The sequence below is a fragment of the Cupriavidus taiwanensis genome (genome assembly GCF_900250075.1).
GTDB classification, from domain to species: Bacteria; Pseudomonadota; Gammaproteobacteria; order Burkholderiales; family Burkholderiaceae; genus Cupriavidus; species Cupriavidus taiwanensis_C.
Genome location: NZ_LT977071.1, coordinates 2229902 through 2247131, shown reverse-complemented (window position 1 = coordinate 2247131; position 17230 = coordinate 2229902). Strand labels below are relative to the sequence as shown.

Sequence of the window (17230 nt, the reverse complement as noted above, 5' to 3'; positions counted from 1 at the left end):
GGGGTCAGGCGCGCGCTTGCTGGCGCTGTCGCAGCCATGCCTCGAAGCTGGTCTTGCCCAGCCGCGCGGGGCCCTCCGGAACCAGCGTGCCATCGTCCAGCTCGGCGCCGAAATAGCGGGCCCTGGCGTCGACGACCACCTTGCGCGGATCACCGGTGGCTTCGAGATAGCGTTGCACCAGGTCGCTCAGCGCAAAGCGCTGCGGCCCGGCGATATCGACGATGCCGTTGACGGGATCGGCAAGGGCCTGGTCGGCCACGGCCTCGGCCACGTCGTCAGAAGCGATCGGCTGGATCGATGCGGACGACAGGCGGATCGCGTCGCCGTCGGCGCCCGATTCGGCGATGCCGCCGAGGAATTCGAGGAACTGCGTGGAACGGACAATGGTGTAGGGGATGCCGGCGTTGCGGATCAGCGCTTCCTGCGCGATCTTGCCGCGGAAATAGCCGCTCTGGGCAAGCTTGTCGGTGCCGACCACCGACAGCGCCACATGGTGCGTGACCCCTGCGGCTTTCTCCGCCGCCGCCAGGTTGCGGCCCGAGGTCTCGAAGAAATGCAGCACGGCATCGTCGGCGAACGACGGAGAATTGGCCACGTCCACGACCACCTTTGCGCCGGCAAGCGCCTGCTCGAGGCCTTCGCCGGTCAGCGCATTCACGCCTGTCTGGGGCGATGCCGCCACCACTTCATGGCCCTGCGCGGCAAGCCGGGCCACGACCTTGCTGCCGATCAGTCCGGTACCGCCAATCACAACGATCTTCATCACGCACCTCGGTTCGGTTGGAAGGGATGGGCCGTCGACCCATGTCCCATGCTAGGTGAACGAGGATCGACGCGGTAGCGCCGGGGCCGGATGCACGCTGTTTCCCGTCCGGCACCAATTGCCAGGCTGCTGGATGGAGGCTTTCAGCCGGCCACCCCGGCGCGGTAAGCGCTGGGCGAGACGCCCAGGTGGCGCTGGAACGTCAGTCGCATCCGTTCTTCGCTGCCGAAGCCGCACTGCCGGGCGATCTGGTCGACCGGCCGGTGCGGGTCCTGCAGCAGCCGCCGCGCGGCTTCCAGCCTGAAATGCTCCACCCCCTTGGCCGGCGTGCGGCCGGTCTGCTGCTTGTACACCCGCGCAAAGTTGCGCGGGCTCATGCCGGCCTGCTCGGCAAGCTGCTCCACCGACAGCGTTTCCCGCGACAGGTTCTCGACGATCCAGAGATGAAGGGCCTCGAACAACGGCACCTGCCGGCTCTGCGTCAGCAGCATTTCGCTGAGCTGGGGCTGGCCCCCGGGGCGCTTGATGAACACCGCCAGTTCCCGCGCCGCGCTCAGCGAAATGTCGTGGCCATAGTCCGCTTCGACCAGCGCCAGCGCCATGTCGATGCCGGTGGTCACACCGGCGGAAGTCCAGATCCGATCCTGGCGCACGAAGATGGCGTCGTGGTCCAGCGTGACCGCGGGAAAGCGCGCGCGGAACGCGGCATGCATGGCCCAATGCGTGGCCGCGCGCTTGCCGTCGAGCAGGCCCGCCTGCGCCAGCAGGAAGGCGCCGCTGCAGACCGAGGCGACGCGGGGCACCTGGGCGGCGGCCTGCCGCAGCCAGGCGACCAGGGACGCGGCGCTGTCCAGCAGCGTGATCATCTCGGGCGCGCCGGGCAGGACGATGGTGTCGATGCGCCGCAGGTCGATGGCCGCCAGCGGCAGGGTATCCATGGACGTGCCTTCGGCCGAGGCGGTCAGGCCGCCATGCTCGCTGGCCAGATGTATCTGGTAGCCGGCCAGGCCGCGTTCGCGCGCGTAGCGCGACGCCGCCCAGAACGCGGTCTGCGGGCCGGTGAGGTCCAGCACGCTCATGCCGGGAAAGGCGACGAACAGCAGGCCGCGCGGCTGGTGGCCGAAGGGCGGGTCAGAGTCGTTTGCGCTGGGGGCAGATGCGGAAGGGGCCATGGCAGGGATCGCGAAAGTCGGTCGATGTTATGCCAGGCGCGCGCTGCGCGGCAAGGCGCGATGGTCGCTGTCGCCGGGCGTGCGACGCCTGCGCCACCAAGCGGCTGCGGCCGGGGTCTGGCGCATCGCCATGTCTGCATTGTTGTGTGCCGCAGCGGCCGGCTGGCAGAAATCGAGGGGCATCTGGCATTTACCCGGCGCGCGGCGGCTCATTAAGATCCCGGCATGGTCATGCGCCACGCAGCGTGGACCTGAACCCTGGCATTGCGCCGAAAGGCATAGACATGGACATCGTCGTACCCGATCTCCGTCCGGCGTCCCCCGCCAGGCGCGCTGGCCCGGACACGGGCACACCCGGCCTGGTGCAACGGGGGCAGCAGCACGGCCGGCGCGTAGGTACGCCCGATCGCGCCGCTGACCGCGCCCCCGACCGCGCCGACGGCTTGTCCGCCAGCTTCGCCGCCAGCTACGCCGGCATCATCGCCTTCATGGCGGTCGCCACCGAGGGCAGCTTCTCCAGGGCGGGCGAGCGGCTGGGCATCGGCCGCTCCGCGGTCAGCCGCAACGTGCAGAAGCTGGAAGCGCAACTGAGCACGCGGCTGTTCCTGCGCACCACGCGTTCAACCCGGCTGACGCGCGAGGGCGAGCGCTTCTTCGAGAACTGCCACCAGGGCGTGGCGCAAATCGTCGAAGCCATGAACGACATGCTCGCGCTGCGCCAGGGGCCGCCCAGCGGCCTGCTGCGCATTAGCGCGGCGACGGGCTTCGGGCGCAAAGTGGTGGCGCCGCTGCTGACGCGGTTCTCGGCCGCCTATCCGGAGATCTCGCTCGACCTGCTGCTGGACGACCGCCCGCTGGATTTCGCGACGGAGAAGATCGACGTGGCGTTCCGCAACGGCCGTATCGAGGATTCCAGCATTATCGCCAGGCAACTGATCCCGATGCAGATGGCGGTGTGCGCGTCGCCGGCGTATGCCGCGCGGCACGGCTTGCCGCTGACGCTGGAAGATCTCGCCCGGCATCAATGCATCCATACCCGGGTCGGCGGCGCGCGCGTGCTGGAATGGGAGTTCAAGGTCGACGGCCACCTGCGCAAGCTGCTGCCTGCCGGCAGGCTGACCTTCAACGACCCCGACCTGGTGCTGGCGGCGGTGCTGGACGGGCTGGGCCTGGCGCAGATGGCGGGCTACCAGGTGTGCAACCTGATCGCCCGCGGCGCGCTGGTCACCACGCTGGGCCGCCATGCGCCGGACGATCGCGGCCACTATCTCTGCTACCTGAGCCGGCAGCACCTGCCGTCACGCATCCGCGTGTTCGTCGACTTCATGACGGAGGCGATCCGGGCGCAAGACCTGCACTGCCTGGCGGACTTCGGCATGGACTATGCGAAAGCGGGTCCGGGGGGCTGATGCCGGCAGCGGTGCCGGCGCATCAGGCTGAGCCTACGCCGCGCCATCGCGGTAGCGCCGCTGGAGCTCCTCGAACGACACCAGTTCCCCGCAGATCGCGCTGGCCGCCACCGTCGGCGGGCTGGCCAGCCAGACCTGTCCCGGACCGGAGCGCCCCGGGAAGTTGCGGTTGATCGAGCTGACCGTCACCTGCTCCGGCCGCTCCGACGACCCCGGGCCGCAGTTGGCGCAGGCGCCGCACGACGGCTGGAGGATGCGCGCGCCGATCGCCTGGAACGTCTCCAGGTAGCCCTGGCGGATGCAATAGTCGCGCACGTCGGTAGTGCCGAACTGCAGGTAGAGCGTGACCTGCGGCGCAAGGCGCAGGCCGCGCTGCACGGCCCAGTGCAGCACTTCGTGGTACCGGTCGAAGTCCTCGCGCTTGCCCGCCGTGCACGAGCCGCCGTAGGCAATGTCGACGGCCACCCGCTGCGTCAGTGCGGCGAGCGGCATGCCGTTGCCCGGATCGCCGGGGCGGGCCACCATGGGCTCGAGCGTGCCGCAGTCGATGTCGAAGGTGGCGGCGAACGTGGCGTCGTCGTCGCTGCGCATCCAGGGCTCGATCTCGAAATCGATGCCGCGCCGTTCCTTCAGGAAGCGCACGGTCTGCGCATCGGGCGCGACGATGCCGGTGAAGCCGCCCAGTTCGGCGCACATATTGGTCAGCGTGGCGCGCTCGTCGATCGACATCGCGCTGACGACCGGTCCGCTGAACTCGAACACCTTGCCGACGCCGGCGCCGGCCTTGATGTCGGCCCGGGCCAGCAGGTGCAGCACCACGTCCTTGGCGGTGACGCCCGGCGCCAGCACGCCCTGCAGGCGCACCAGCAGGCATTGCGGCAGGGTCATGCGCACCGCGCCGGTGACGAAGGCGTTGGCCATGTCGGTGGTGCCGACGCCGAACGCCACGCAGCCCAGCGCGCCGCTGTGCGGGGTGTGGGAATCGGTGCCGACCACGACCTGCCCCGGCAGGGCATAGCGCTCGGCCATCATGGCGTGCGAGATGCCGGCCGCACGCGCGACCGCGGCGCCGCGGGACTCGGCCTCGGTCAGCGTGCGATGGCACCGGAGCTGGTAGTCGCGCACGAAGTCACGCTGCGCCGCGCACATGCGCGCGACGTTGTCGACCAGGCCGCCGCGCACGTGGGCCGGGCTTTCGCCGACATAGGAGGTGTGGTCCTCGAACACCACGATGCGGTCCGCATTCCTGAGCCGCAGCGGTTTGCCGAACGCCGCGTGCAGCATGTGGGCGCACATGCCGGTGTAGTACTCGTGGATAAAGCGCCAGTCGGCCCGCACGAAAATGCCGTCGCCCGCGACCGGGCGCTCCGGCGTCACCGGCGTTGCGAGCAGATGCCGTTGCACGATTTTCTCGAACAGGGTCTGCTGGCCGGTGGGGTGGCCGCAGGGCGCGGGTTCGACGTTGCTCAGGTACGCCTGGCCGAACCTGAGCAGGCCGCCATGCCGCAGGATGGCGGCGGCGAGGGCGTCGCGCCCGGCCACCAGCGTGTCCGCGTCGATGGGCTCGCCTTGCTCCAGCCGGGTGAGCAGGCTGAAGTCGGTCGAGGTGAACAGGCCGATGTTGTCGGCATTCTGGCGGTAGATGCGCTCGAAGCTGCGGGCGATGACGAGGCGGATGCCGGCCAGCTTCTCCGCCGCCGGACTATGCTCGCGCGACGAGCCCTTGCCGTAGCGGTTGCCGGCAACGGTCACGGCGAAGCCGCCTTCGCGGATCGCGCCGGCCGGAACCGGGCAGACACCTTCTACCTTGTAGCCGGTATAGGGAAAGCGGCCGAGCGCGTCGTCATAGTGCGTCAGGATCGGCACCGGCGTGATCTCGTCCGTGGAAACGTCGTCGCGCAGAGCGCCGGCGGTGGCCAGCGTCATCGGCTGCCCCTGCAGCTGTGCCGTCATGGCCGACGCCGAGTCGGCGAGGAACAGGATGCGGGCCGTGGCCCCGATGGCGCTCATGCAGGATCTCCGAAGGCATTTCGGCGCAACTCTACCGGCCCTGGCGCGCGCGCACGAAGCGCTGATGCGGCATCGCGGCTATCTGCGCCAGACATATCAGGGTAAACGCGGTGGTCATGCGTGACGCTCGCCGCAAGGTTAGTATCGGGCGACATTCCGGCCTGCCCACCCGGGCGTACTGACCCATGCACCGCATCGATCCCGTCAACATCCAGCTGTTCCTGGCCGCGGCCCGCGAGGGCTCGATCAAGCGCGCGGCTGAAACCGAGCATATCGCCCAGTCGGCGCTGAGCCGGCGCATCGCGGAGCTGGAACGCAGCCTGGGCGTGGTGCTGTTCGTGCGCTCGCCCGCCGGCGTGGTGCTGACCGATGCCGGCGCCCGCGCGCTGGAACTGGGGCGCAAGCTGAACCAGGACATCGCCAGCTTTGCGCGCGAGGTGCAGGACCTGGGCGACCGGGTCGCCGGCGTGGTGCGTGTGTCGGCCAGCCCATCGGCGATCATCGGTTTCCTGCCGGAGCGCCTGCATGCGTTCAAGGCGGCGCATCCACTGGTCGAGATCGCGCTGTACGAGCGCTCCACCGCGGAAACGCTACGTGCCTGCCTCGATGACCGCGCCGACGTCGGCATCGGCGTCGCGGCCAAGACGCCGGGCGGGCTGGAATCATGGGCCTTCGCCAGCGATCCGCTCAATGTGGTGGTGCCGTCGACGCATGCATTGGCCCGGCGCAAGCGCATGCGCTATGCCGAGGTGCTGGAACATCCGCTGGTGGTGGTGCAACCGGGCGGCGCGCTCGACCAGGACCTGCGCGAGCAGGCGGCCAACCTGCGGCTGCCGTTCAACCAGGCGGTGGCGGTGTCCAGTTTCGAGGCGGCCTGCCGCATGGTGGAGGCGGGACTGGGCATCGCCGTGCTACCGGCCAGTGCCGGCGCGGCCTATGCCGGAACGCGGCGCTTTGTGCGCGTGCCGCTGGATGAACCGTGGCGCCAGCGCCAGTTGCGCGTCTATGCGCCATACAAGCAGCCGCGGCTGCGTGCGATTGCCGCGATGATCGAGGCGCTGCAGCCAAAGGCTGGTACCGACGCTATGCCGGGCTGAGATACCCGGTGCAGCGGATTAGCACTCGGCCACCGCGGCGTCGCAACCCTACACTCCGTGCCAAAGCCACCGTCCACGGTGCGATTCGACCCACGGAGACAACACATGCAGACCTCGCTGTTTCGACAGGCGTGCAAGGCGCTTGCGGCCCTGATCACGCTCGCGGCACTGGCCGTCCAGGCCGATCCAGTCCATGCGCAGGATGGCAAGCCGCTCAGGCTGATCGTGCCGACCCAGCCGGGGTCGCAGGCCGATGCCGTGGCCCGCGCGCTGAGCCAGCCGCTGGGCAAGCAACTGGCCCAGTCGGTGGTGGTCGAGAATATCGCCGGCGCCGGCGGCGTGCCGGGCACCCAGCAGATCGTGCGCGCGCCGAAAGACGGCTCGACGCTGGGCCTGATCTCGTCGAACCACGTCATCAATCCGTTTATCTACAAGAACCTCCCGTACGACGCGCTGCAGGACATCACGCCGATCACCGTGATCGGCACGCTGCCGCTGGTGCTGGTGGTCAATCCCGCGGTGAGCGCGCACAACACCAGGGAACTGCTCGCGCTGCTGAAGTCGAAGCCGGGCGAACTGAACTACGGCTCGTCGGGCAACGGCACGGTGCTGCACCTGGCCGGCCAGCTGCTGGCCAGCGAAGCCAATGTGGATATCCGCCATGTGCCGTACAAGGGCGCCGGCAACTACACTACGGACCTGGTCGGCGGCCAGGTGCAGATGGGCTTCCTCACGGTGCAGGCGGTGCTGCCGCTGATCAAGGCGGGCAAGCTGCGGGCGATCGCCGTGTCCACCGCGCAGCGGGTGCCGGCGCTGCCCGAGGTGCCAACGCTGGCGGAGTCGGGCGTGCCGCGCTACAGCTTCGACGCGTGGCTGGCGATCGTCGGTCCCGCGGGCATGCCGAAGTCGGCTGTGCAGGACCTCCAGGCGAAGATCCAGGCCACGCTGCGCGAACGCGAGGTGCAGGAGCAGCTGTCGGCGCAAGGGCTGGTGGTGACGGGCACCGGCGCCGACGCGGCGGTGCCGTTCTTCAGGAGCGAACTGGACAAGCATGCGCGCATCGTCAAGCAGGCTGGCGCCACGCTGAATTAAAGGCTCCGGGCCGGGGCAAGCCGGCCCGCCACAGGCTTGCCCGCTTCAGCTGCCGCAAGCGTGGATCAGGAATTCCCGCAGCGCATCGGCGGGCTTGCCCAGCTTGCGGCCGGGCTGCCACAGCATGCCGACCTCCATGTCGGGCACCGCATTGGCAATCGGCCGCGCCTCGATCTGCTTGCCTTCCAGCGACCACGGCCGATACACCATGTCGGACAGCACGGTGACGCCGAAGCCATGCGCCACCAGCCCGCGCAGTGCTTCCATCGAGCCGGTGCGGAAGGCGATATTGGGCGCGAGCCGGTGGCTGCGCCAGTAGCGCAGCGTCGAGTCCTCGGCCTCGTCGACGGTGATGAGCAAGTACGGATACGCCGCGATATCGCGCAGCGAGGGCCGCTCCACCTCAAGCAGCGGATGGCTGGCCGACGTCCACAGCTGGCGGCGCGAGCGCATCAGCGTATGGCGCTGGAAGCGCTGTGGCTTCTCCAGGTTGGACAGCAGCGCGATGCCGAACTCGATCTCGCCCGCCAGCACGGCGCGCTCGATGTCGGGGCGGTCCATGTCGAGCAGGTCCAGTTCGATATCCGGATAGTTGGTGCGGAAGCGCGCCAGCAATCCCGGCAAAAAGTATCCCAGCACGGTGTAGGACGCCGCCAGCCGCACGCTGCCCTGCAGCCCGTGCACCTGGAAACGCGGCTCGCGCAGCGCGTCTTCGACCGAATCCAGGATCTGGCGCGCATGCTGGAAGAACAGGTGGCCTTCGGCCGTCAGCGTCACGCCATGCGGCCGCCGCTCGAACAGGCGCACGCCCAGGCGCTGCTCCAGCGCCAGCACGGCATTGGTCACGGCCGACTGCGACACATGCTCGGCGGTCGCCGCCATCGAGAACTGCCCGGTTTCCGCGGCCGCGACGAAATAGCGGAACTGCCGCAGCGTGACTTCCTTGGCCAGTCTTTCCGAACCTTCGCGCGCCTTGAACATGATGTCTCCGAGGTATCCGTTTTGCAGATATCAGGTGTTGGAATTCATGATTTTACGATGACCGCGCCGGTTTCTACACTCCTTCGGACAGCAAATAAAGCACCCAGAACAAAGCCCGGAGACCCACATCGTGAATGCCCCGCTCAATCCCGCCTTGCTCGAAGCCCTGGCCAGCGCCAGCCTGGACGACAAGTACACCCTGGACCAGGGCCGTGTCTACCTGAGCGGCGTGCAGGCGCTGGTGCGCCTGCCGATGCTGCAGAAGGCGCGTGACCGCGCCGCCGGGCTCAACACCGCCGGCTTTATCTCGGGCTACCGCGGCTCGCCGCTGGGCGGCGTCGACCAGGCGCTGTGGAAGGCCAAGCAGCATCTCGCGGCCAGCGACGTGGTGTTCCAGCCGGGCGTCAACGAAGACCTGGCCGCCACCGCGGTCTGGGGCAGCCAGCAGGTCAACCTGTTCCCCGGCGCCAAGCGCGATGGCGTGTTTTCGATGTGGTACGGCAAGGGCCCGGGCGTGGACCGCTCCATCGACGTGCTCAAGCACGCCAACTCGGCCGGATCGTCGCGCCATGGCGGCGTGCTGCTGCTGGCCGGCGACGACCATGCCGCCAAGTCCTCGACCGTGGCCCACCAGTCCGAGCACGTGCTGCAGGCGGCCGGCATTCCGGTGCTGTATCCCGCCAACGTGCAGGAATACCTGGACTACGGCCTGCATGGCTGGGCCATGAGCCGCTATTCCGGCCTGTGGGTGGCGATGAAGTGCGTCACCGACGTGGTCGAGTCGACCGCCTCGGTGGAGATCGACCCAAACCGCGTGCAGGTCGCGCTGCCGCAGGACTTTGCCATGCCGGCGGGCGGCCTCAATATCCGCTGGCCGGATTCCCCGCTGGAGCAGGAAGCGCGGCTGCTCGACCACAAGTGGTATGCGGCGCTGGCCTACGTGCGCGCCAACCGCCTGAACCGGGTGGTGCTCGATTCGCCCAAGGCGCGCTTCGGCATCATGACCGCCGGCAAGGCGTACCTGGACGTGCGCCAGGCGCTGGTGGACCTGGGCCTGGATGACGACACCTGCGCCCGCATCGGCATCCGCGTCTACAAGGTCGGCTGCGTGTGGCCGCTGGAGGCCCACGGCGCGCGCGAATTCGCCACCGGCCTGGAAGAGATCCTGGTGGTCGAGGAAAAGCGCCAGATCCTCGAATACGCGCTGAAGGAAGAGCTGTACAACTGGCGCGAGGATGTGCGGCCCAAGGTGTTCGGCAAGTTCGACCAGCGCGGCAACGACGGCGGCGAGTGGTCGGTGCCGCGCGGCGACTGGCTGCTGCCGGCGCACTACGAGCTGTCGCCGGCGCTGATCGCCAAGGCCATCGCGCGCCGGCTGGAACGCTTCGACCTGCCGGCCGAGGTGCGCGCACGCATCGCCGCGCGCGTGGCGCTGATCGAGGCCAAGGAGCGCGAAGCGGCGCAGCCGCGCATCGCGGTGGAGCGCAAGCCGTGGTTCTGCTCGGGCTGCCCGCACAACACCTCGACGCGCGTGCCGGAAGGCTCGCGCGCGCTGGCCGGCATCGGCTGCCACTACATGACCTTGTGGATGGACCGCAATACCGAGACCTTCAGCCAGATGGGCGGCGAGGGCGTGGCGTGGACGGGCCAGATGCATTTCACCGACGACAAGCACGTGTTCGCCAACCTGGGCGACGGCACGTACTTCCATTCCGGGCTGCTGGCGATCCGCGCGTCGATCGCGGCCCGGGCCAACATCACCTACAAGATCCTGTTCAACGATGCGGTGGCGATGACCGGCGGGCAGCCCATCGACGGCGTGCTGACGGTGCCGCAGATCGCGCACCAGGTGCTGGCCGAGGGCGCGAAGAAGCTGGTGGTGGTCACCGACGAGCCCGCCAAGTACGGCGATGGCGCGATGCTGCCGTCCGGCGTGGCGGTGCTGCATCGCGACCAGCTCGATGCCGTGCAGCTTGAGCTGCGCGACACCGAAGGCGTCACCATCCTGATCTACGACCAGACCTGCGCCACCGAGAAGCGCCGCCGCCGCAAGCGCGGCACCTATCCGGATCCGGCCAAGCGCGCCTTTATCAACGATGCGGTGTGCGAAGGCTGCGGCGACTGCTCGGCCAAGTCCAACTGCCTGTCGGTGGAGCCGCTCGAGACCGAGCTCGGCACCAAGCGGCGGATCAACCAGTCGTCGTGCAACAAGGACTTCTCCTGCGTCAACGGCTTCTGCCCGAGCTTCGTCACCGCCGAGGGCGCGCAGGTGCGCAAGCCCGCGGCGGCGGCTGGCAAGGGCAGCGGCGCCGACTTCGCGGCGCTGCCGCAGCCGCGGCTGCCGGGTTTGGAGCGGCCGTACGGGGTGCTGGTGACCGGCGTCGGCGGCACCGGCGTGGTCACCATCGGCGGGCTGCTGGGCATGGCCTCGCACCTGGAGCGCAAGGGCGTGACCGTGCTCGACATGGCGGGCCTGGCGCAGAAGGGCGGCGCGGTGATCAGCCACGTGCAGATCGCGCCGGCCCCGGAACACCTGCATGCGACCCGCATCGCCACCGGCGAGGCGCGCCTGGTGATCGGCGGCGACGCCATCGTCTCGGCCTCGGCCGAAGTGCTGTCCAAGGTCCGGCACGGGCTGACCGCCGCCGTGGTCAACAGCGCCAACACCCCCACCGCGGAGTTCATCAAGAACCCCAAATGGAAGTTCCCCGGCGCCAGCGCCGAACAGGACCTGCGCGCCAGCGTGGGCGAGGCCTGCGCCTTCTTCGACGCCAGCGCCTGGGCCGTGACCCTGCTGGCCGACGCGATCTATTCCAACCCGCTGCTGCTGGGCTTTGCCTGGCAGAAGGGCTGGATCCCGCTGCAGCACGCCAGCCTGGTGCGCGCGATCGAACTCAATGGGGTGTCGGTCGACAAGAACCGCCTCGCCTTCGAATGGGGCCGTTACCTGGCCCACCACGGCGAGGCCGCGGTCAAGGCGCTGCTGCCGGCTGCGCCGGCCGCCGCCAGCGCGCAGGTCGTGGCGATGCCGCAGACGCTCGACGCGCTGATCCGCAAGCGCGAGGCGATGCTGACCGGTTACCAGAACGCCGCCTATGCCGCGCGCTATCGCGACGCCGTGGCCCGCATCCGCGCCGCGGAGCAGCAGCTGGGCATCGACCGCAAGCTGCCGCTGACCGAGGCCGTGGCCCGCAACCTGGCCAAGCTGATGGCGTACAAGGACGAGTACGAGGTGGCGCGCCTGTACACCGATCCCGCCTTCCTCGACAAGCTGCGCGCGCAGTTCGAAGGCGAGCCCGGCCGCGACTACCAGCTCAATTTCTGGCTGGCGCCGCCGCTGCTGGCCAAGGCTGACGCCAAGGGCCATCTGGTCAAGCGTCGCTTCGGTCCCCGCACCATGACGGCATTCCGCCTGCTGGCGCGCCTGAAGGGTCTGCGCGGCACCGCGCTGGATGTGTTCGGCAAGACCACCGAGCGCCGCGCCGAGCGCGCGCTGGTCAGCGACTACCTGGCCATGGTCGAAGAGTTCGCGGGTTCGCTGAGCGCGGACAACTTCGACACCGCCCTGGCCCTGGCCACGCTGCCGGACGATATCCGTGGCTACGGTCACGTGAAGGAGGCCAGCATGGCCGCGGCGGCGGTGCGGCGCGAGGCGCTGCTGGCGCAGTATCGGGGGGCGGCGCGGCGGGATGCGGCCTGAGGGGGCAGACCGCGCGATGCCAGGCGCGCCGTGCCCAACGCACGGCGCGCGCAGAAGCAGATGGTTCGCCGTCAACGCGCGCTGGCGATCAGCGCGGCCAAAGCATCAAGCATAGGTTGTCTGGCAGCACGGGGCGGAAGGATATGGTGCGAAATTACACACAACGAGAAGAAAAAATTCCCGGTTCCAGGCCCCGCGTTAACTATACTTTTCGACGTCGCCAGAGACGACGCAGGGATTTATCGAATAACGCGGCGTGGTGCAAGCGGTTTGTACTCGAGCAGTCTGTGCTGGCCAGCGAATGCATGTTGGGCCTCAGCAGCGCAGCGCCCGGCCTTGGGTACGCGCAGCGCATCAGCAGGCGAATCCCGCCTGCTCTCTGGGAATGAGGAATACCTTTCAGCAATCTGTATTTGGTAGTACGCAATTACAGAACTGGAGCGGATCCGAAAAACCCAGCATCTCCTTGATCGATTAAAGAAGAGCAACGTAAACAGCAAGCCGTTATTCCTCATCCGGGGGCTCAATAGATTCTCTGGAGACGAACATGAAGAATCTAGCCCTGGTTTCATTGGCTGCGTTGCTGGCCGCCCCCGCAGCCTGGGCCGACACCATCGCCGCCAATGGGCCAAACGGGGCCCACTATGCCAACGGCTCTGCCGAGCCCGTGTGCGCGTTGGATTCGTCCCTCGATGTGAGCTGTACCGGAACCACCATCGGAGGCGTGGGCAACACCAATGCAACAGCGATTCTGTCGGCGACTTACTCCGGCACGGTGCAGTGCCAGAACCGTGGCGGCCAGATCGTCGAAGTGAAGACCCAGGTCACCGAGGCGACTTCCTCGGGAACCCTGCGGCCATCCCGGAACGGACAACTGGTGGTGCCGCCGCTCAGCACGTCGGCGCCGACCGCCACGGAACTACAGAGCGCGGCGGTCTGCCCCAACGGAAACTGGACCAAGCTGCTGCTGGGGAGCCCGACCCTTACGGGCTTCGTGTATACGGTCACGTTCGCAGGATTCACCCAGCCTTATATCAGCATCGTCGGTCCCTGATCGGCCTGGCACAGGCTTCGGCACATTCGACTGATACCGGAACATCCGACACCGGCGAGAGCGTCCTGAGCCATTGGGAAGGCGTGCCAGCACTGCGGGCACGCCGCAATCGGCTACGGCGGGTACCGTCATTGCCTGCGGTACCACGCCTGCCTTTTCCTGAATCATTGGATGATTCGCCATGCGACAAGACCTTCACCTCAATGACTGCGTGCGGGCCGTCTCACCTGCGCCGCACCACTACCGGCAGGTCCCGTGGATGCTGGGCTTCAGCCTGCTGCTCGCCGGATGCGGAGGAGGAGATCCGGCTCCGGTATCCATGACAGCTGCGCAGCAAGCGTCATCAGGACAGAGTCCGTTCGCTGCGCAAGGCACGCCGCCCGCGCGGGACATCCCGGCACCTGCGGCCGTGAGCGACGAAACTGCCGTGCCTTCGGCAGACTCCCCCGAACTTGCGCAGCTTGGCGCGCTACCGCACCTGTCATCGCTGTCGGACCGTGAGAAGGCAGGATTGCTCATGCTGCTGCGTACCCGGTCGCCCGCGCAACGGATGGCGTTGATCAACATGTACCCCAGCCTGGTCAGGCTGCCCGAGCAGCAAAAGGAGCTGTTGCTGGACCGGCTGGAAAAGATCGTCCCGGTCACGGTGAGCCAGCGTTGATGGCTGCTGCGGGCGCAGCCCTGTACCCGGTCGAGGATGCCAGATCAACGGCCGTTCCCGCTGCAGTGCCGGCCGCGGTTGCGGCCGGGGTCAGCCTCCATGCAGAATGGCAGCAAAACTACCTGCCCCCGACATGGAAACGCCAGACCGCCTGCTGCGCAGCTTCTTGCGTATCGCCTCGCTCAAGTCGCTGTCGAAGGCCGCGGATGACCTGAACCAGACGCAATCCGGCGTCAGCAAGCAACTGGCCGCGCTCGAAGCCCACCTGGGCAAGGCGTTGTTTACGCGAACGGGGCGTGGCGTTGCCCTGACGGAGGCCGGGCAAAAGCTGCAGGAAGCGATCGAAGGGCCCTATCGCGCCATCGATCATGCCGTCGACACCATCCGCGACGCGCATGGCAGTACCGAAGGGACGGTCAGGCTGGCCCTGGTCCATACGGTCAGCTATTACTTCATCGGCGATGTGGTGGCGAGTTTCGTCAGTGCGCATCCCGGGGTCAACCTGTCGATGATGGGGCGCAGTTCGCCGGAGGTCGTGGCCCTGGTGGAAAGCGGCAAGGCGGATCTGGGCGTGGCCTACGATACCGCGGTGGACACGGCCGCGCTGGCGGTTTATCCGCTCTTCGACGATACCATGTGCCTGGTGGAACGGGGCAGCACGGCCCCGGCTGCGGACGATCCCGGCGTCGACCTGGCCGGCCGCGACCTGCGCCTGGTTGCCTTCCCGCATGGCTATGCGCTGCGACGGATGCTCGATAGCGCCGGCCTGAAGGGCGCTTATGTCGCCGAGGCGGAAACGGTGGATGCCATGCTCAAGCTGGTTTCCGCCGGGGTAGGGTCCTGCATCCTGCCGAGCCGCCTGCCCGACAAGCTGCTGGCCGAGTATGGCCTGTGCAAGGTGAAGATCCATGCGCCGCTGTTGAAGCGGCGCATGGTGGCGGTGGCGCATCCCGAACGCCAGCCCTTGCCGCTGGCCGCCGCGCTGCTTTCCTGTGCGCTCCAGGTTGCCAAGGCACTGGACACGTGAAGCCATGACATAGCTGCTATGAAGCCGGCTCCGTAGCTCGCCTGGAACCCCAATCCCATACTGGATCCCGATCCTTTCGACCTCTCGTCGCAGGGAAAACCCGGAGAAAACCAGTATGAACGCCCCCCTCAGAGACAAGTCGTACTTCGACCAGCGCGCGTCCAGCGACATGGCGAAGCACCTGCCGCGCCAGTCGCGCACCACGCAGGAGACCATGGCCTATGCCTGCCGGATCCTGGCCATGACGGAGCAGGAAGCCGGCCTGGCGGGCCAGATCAGTGTCCGTTCCGAACGTCCGGGCGCTTACTGGACCCTGCGTTTCGGCCTCGGCTTCGACGAAGCGACGCCGGCGGACTTTATCGAGGTCGATCGCGATCTCAACACGCTCAGCGGCGGCGGCATGGCCAACCCGGCCACGCGCTTCCACCTATGGGTGTACGACGCCCGGCCGGACGTCAACGCCATCATCCATACCCATTCGCCGTGGGCCAGCGCCCTTGCTGCCGCACGCCAGCCTCTGGTCATCGCGCAGATGGACATGACCCCGCTGCACAACGACTGCGCGTTCCTCGGCGACTGGCCGGGGGTTCCGATCGCAGACCAGGAAGGCGTGATCATCTCGGAAGCGCTGGGTGACAAGCGCGCGATCATCCTCTCGCACCACGGCTATCTGACCGCAGGCAAGACCTGCGAAGAGGCGACCTACCTCTCCGTCTATCTCGAGCGCGCTGCCCGGATGCAGATCCGCGCGCAGGCTTTCGGTCCGCTCACGCCGGTCGATGACGAGCTGGCCAGGGAGGCTCATGACTACCTGCTGAAGCCGTCCATCGTCAACTCCACGTTCGCGTACTGGGCGCGCCAGACGCACGGCATCGCGCCGTACGTCAAGCCGTGACGCGCTGGCAGCACGCATCAGAACAGACAAGGAGACAAGACGATGACCACGCAAAATCAAGGCATGCGCTCGCGCCGCCACTACATCACGGCGGGCCTCGCCAGCATGATGGGCACGACCATCGAATGGTATGACTTCTTCCTCTACGGCACCGCCGCAGCCCTGATTTTCAACAAGATTTTCTTTCCCTCTTTCGATCCGCTGACCGGGACCCTGGCGGCGTTCGCCACCTACTCGGTCGGCTTCTTCGCGCGCCCGCTGGGTGGCATCGTCTTCGGCCATTTCGGCGACCGGGTCGGACGCAAGTCCATGCTGCTGATCACGCTGTTCATGATGGGCATCCCGACCATCCTGATCGGCCTGATCCCGTCCTATGACAGCATCGGCTACTGGGCCGCGGTCGCGCTCGTGCTGCTGCGCTTCCTGCAGGGCGTCGCGGTCGGGGGCGAGTGGGGCGGTGCGGTGCTGATGGCGGTCGAGCACGCGCCCGAAGGCAAGAAGGGTTTCTTTGGCAGCCTGCCGCAGGCCGGGGTGGCACCGGGCCTGATCCTGTCCTCGCTGGCGATGGGCATGGTCGCGACGCTGCCGGAGCAGGACATGCTGACGTGGGGATGGCGCGTGCCGTTCCTGGCGAGCGTGGTGCTGCTGGCGGTAGGCTGGTTCATCCGGGCGAAAGTGAGCGAATCCCCGGACTTCGAGCAAATGAAAAAGTCCGGCGACAAGGTCGAGATGCCGGCGCTGGTGGTGCTGCGCCGCTATCCGCGCCAGGTCCTGACCGTGGTCGGCGGCCGCCTGGCGGAAGTCACGTGGTTCTACACCGTGGTGACCTTTGCCCTGGCCTACGCCACCGGCACGCTCGGCATAGCCAAGACCGTGATGCTCGATGCCACGGTGTGGGGCGCCGCGGTCGCGATGTTCACCATGCCGCTGTTCGGCATCCTGGGTGACCGCTTTAGCTTCAAGTGGGTATTCATGGCCGGTACCGTGGGGATCCTGGTCTTTGCGCCGCAGTTCTTCGCGCTGCTGCAAACGCTCGATGCGGGCAACGTCACCATCGCTATGGCGATTGCGATCGGCCTCGTCTACGCCTGCCTGTACGGCCCCGAAGGCAGCCTGTTCTCCGCCCAGTTTCCGCCCGAGGTCCGCTATAGCGGCATCTCGATCGCGGTGCAGGTGTCCGGCGCGATCGGCGGGGGCCTGGCGCCCATCGTGGCCACGTCGCTGCTGAATCATGGCGGCGGCGACCCCGCGTACATCGTCTGGTACCTGGGTGCGCTCAGCGTGATCGCCTTTGTCAGTACGGCACTGATGCGCGATGTGAACCGGGCCAGGCACGCGGTCCCGCTGGCAAAGGGGGAGCGGGTATGAG

General features: G+C 67.8%; 13 protein-coding genes. 9 read left to right on the top strand and 4 right to left on the bottom strand.

Features of this window, described 5'->3' with window-relative positions:
• Nucleotides 1–4: 4 nt before the first annotated feature.
• Together CBM2588_RS26450 and CBM2588_RS26445 are read right to left on the bottom strand one after the other, a co-directional pair.
• Nucleotides 5–763, bottom strand: a complete 759-nt coding sequence (locus tag CBM2588_RS26450; protein WP_115683224.1) for an SDR family oxidoreductase — start codon at nt 761–763, stop codon at nt 5–7.
• Between the two features lie 143 nt (nt 764–906).
• A complete protein-coding gene (locus CBM2588_RS26445; protein ID WP_115683223.1) occupies nt 907–1935 on the bottom strand; it encodes a GlxA family transcriptional regulator in 1029 nt (342 codons plus the stop codon).
• A 284-nt stretch (nt 1936–2219) separates the two neighbouring features.
• On the opposite strand from CBM2588_RS26445, the gene CBM2588_RS26440 reads away from it, so the two are divergent.
• Complete coding sequence (locus tag CBM2588_RS26440) at nt 2220–3344, top strand: LysR family transcriptional regulator (RefSeq protein WP_231942285.1); 1125 nt, start codon at nt 2220–2222, stop codon at nt 3342–3344.
• Nucleotides 3345–3377: 33 nt separating this feature from the next.
• Here the strand turns inward: CBM2588_RS26440 and CBM2588_RS26435 are convergent, their stop codons facing one another.
• Nucleotides 3378–5354 carry an aconitase family protein gene (locus CBM2588_RS26435; protein ID WP_115683221.1) on the bottom strand — a complete coding sequence of 659 codons (1977 nt, stop codon included), beginning with the start codon at nt 5352–5354 and terminating at the stop codon, nt 3378–3380.
• Between the two features lie 185 nt (nt 5355–5539).
• Here CBM2588_RS26435 and CBM2588_RS26430 point away from each other — a divergent pair, with 185 nt between their 5' ends.
• Nucleotides 5540–6451, top strand: a complete 912-nt coding sequence (locus CBM2588_RS26430) for a LysR family transcriptional regulator (RefSeq protein ID WP_115683220.1) — start codon at nt 5540–5542, stop codon at nt 6449–6451.
• Nucleotides 6452–6556: 105 nt separating this feature from the next.
• Nucleotides 6557–7543: a tripartite tricarboxylate transporter substrate binding protein gene (locus CBM2588_RS26425; RefSeq protein ID WP_115683219.1), complete on the top strand. Its 987-nt coding sequence runs from the start codon at nt 6557–6559 to the stop codon at nt 7541–7543.
• Nucleotides 7544–7588: 45 nt separating this feature from the next.
• Here CBM2588_RS26425 and CBM2588_RS26420 read toward each other — a convergent pair whose 3' ends face one another.
• Complete coding sequence (locus CBM2588_RS26420) at nt 7589–8524, bottom strand: LysR substrate-binding domain-containing protein (protein WP_018007449.1); 936 nt, start codon at nt 8522–8524, stop codon at nt 7589–7591.
• A 130-nt stretch (nt 8525–8654) separates the two neighbouring features.
• Here CBM2588_RS26420 and CBM2588_RS26415 point away from each other — a divergent pair, with 130 nt between their 5' ends.
• The 6 genes from CBM2588_RS26415 (at nt 8655) to CBM2588_RS26390 (ending at nt 17229) form a co-directional block, all read left to right on the top strand.
• Nucleotides 8655–12224: an indolepyruvate ferredoxin oxidoreductase family protein gene (locus tag CBM2588_RS26415; protein WP_115683218.1), complete on the top strand. Its 3570-nt coding sequence runs from the start codon at nt 8655–8657 to the stop codon at nt 12222–12224.
• Between the two features lie 547 nt (nt 12225–12771).
• On the top strand, nt 12772–13278 hold the full coding sequence (locus tag CBM2588_RS26410; RefSeq protein ID WP_115683217.1) for a hypothetical protein: 507 nt from the start codon (nt 12772–12774) through the stop codon (nt 13276–13278).
• 181 nt (nt 13279–13459) lie between these two features.
• Nucleotides 13460–13939 (top strand): hypothetical protein, encoded by a 480-nt coding sequence (locus CBM2588_RS31135; RefSeq protein ID WP_231942284.1) that lies wholly within the window; start codon nt 13460–13462, stop codon nt 13937–13939.
• A 133-nt stretch (nt 13940–14072) separates the two neighbouring features.
• Nucleotides 14073–14966: a LysR family transcriptional regulator gene (locus tag CBM2588_RS26400; RefSeq protein ID WP_115683216.1), complete on the top strand. Its 894-nt coding sequence runs from the start codon at nt 14073–14075 to the stop codon at nt 14964–14966.
• A gap of 115 nt (nt 14967–15081) precedes the next feature.
• Complete coding sequence (locus CBM2588_RS26395; RefSeq protein WP_115683215.1) at nt 15082–15861, top strand: aldolase; 780 nt, start codon at nt 15082–15084, stop codon at nt 15859–15861.
• Nucleotides 15862–15903: 42 nt separating this feature from the next.
• Nucleotides 15904–17229, top strand: coding sequence for an MFS transporter (locus CBM2588_RS26390; protein WP_115683214.1), 1326 nt, complete (start codon nt 15904–15906; stop codon nt 17227–17229).
• The last annotated feature ends 1 nt before the right edge of the window (nt 17230 follow it).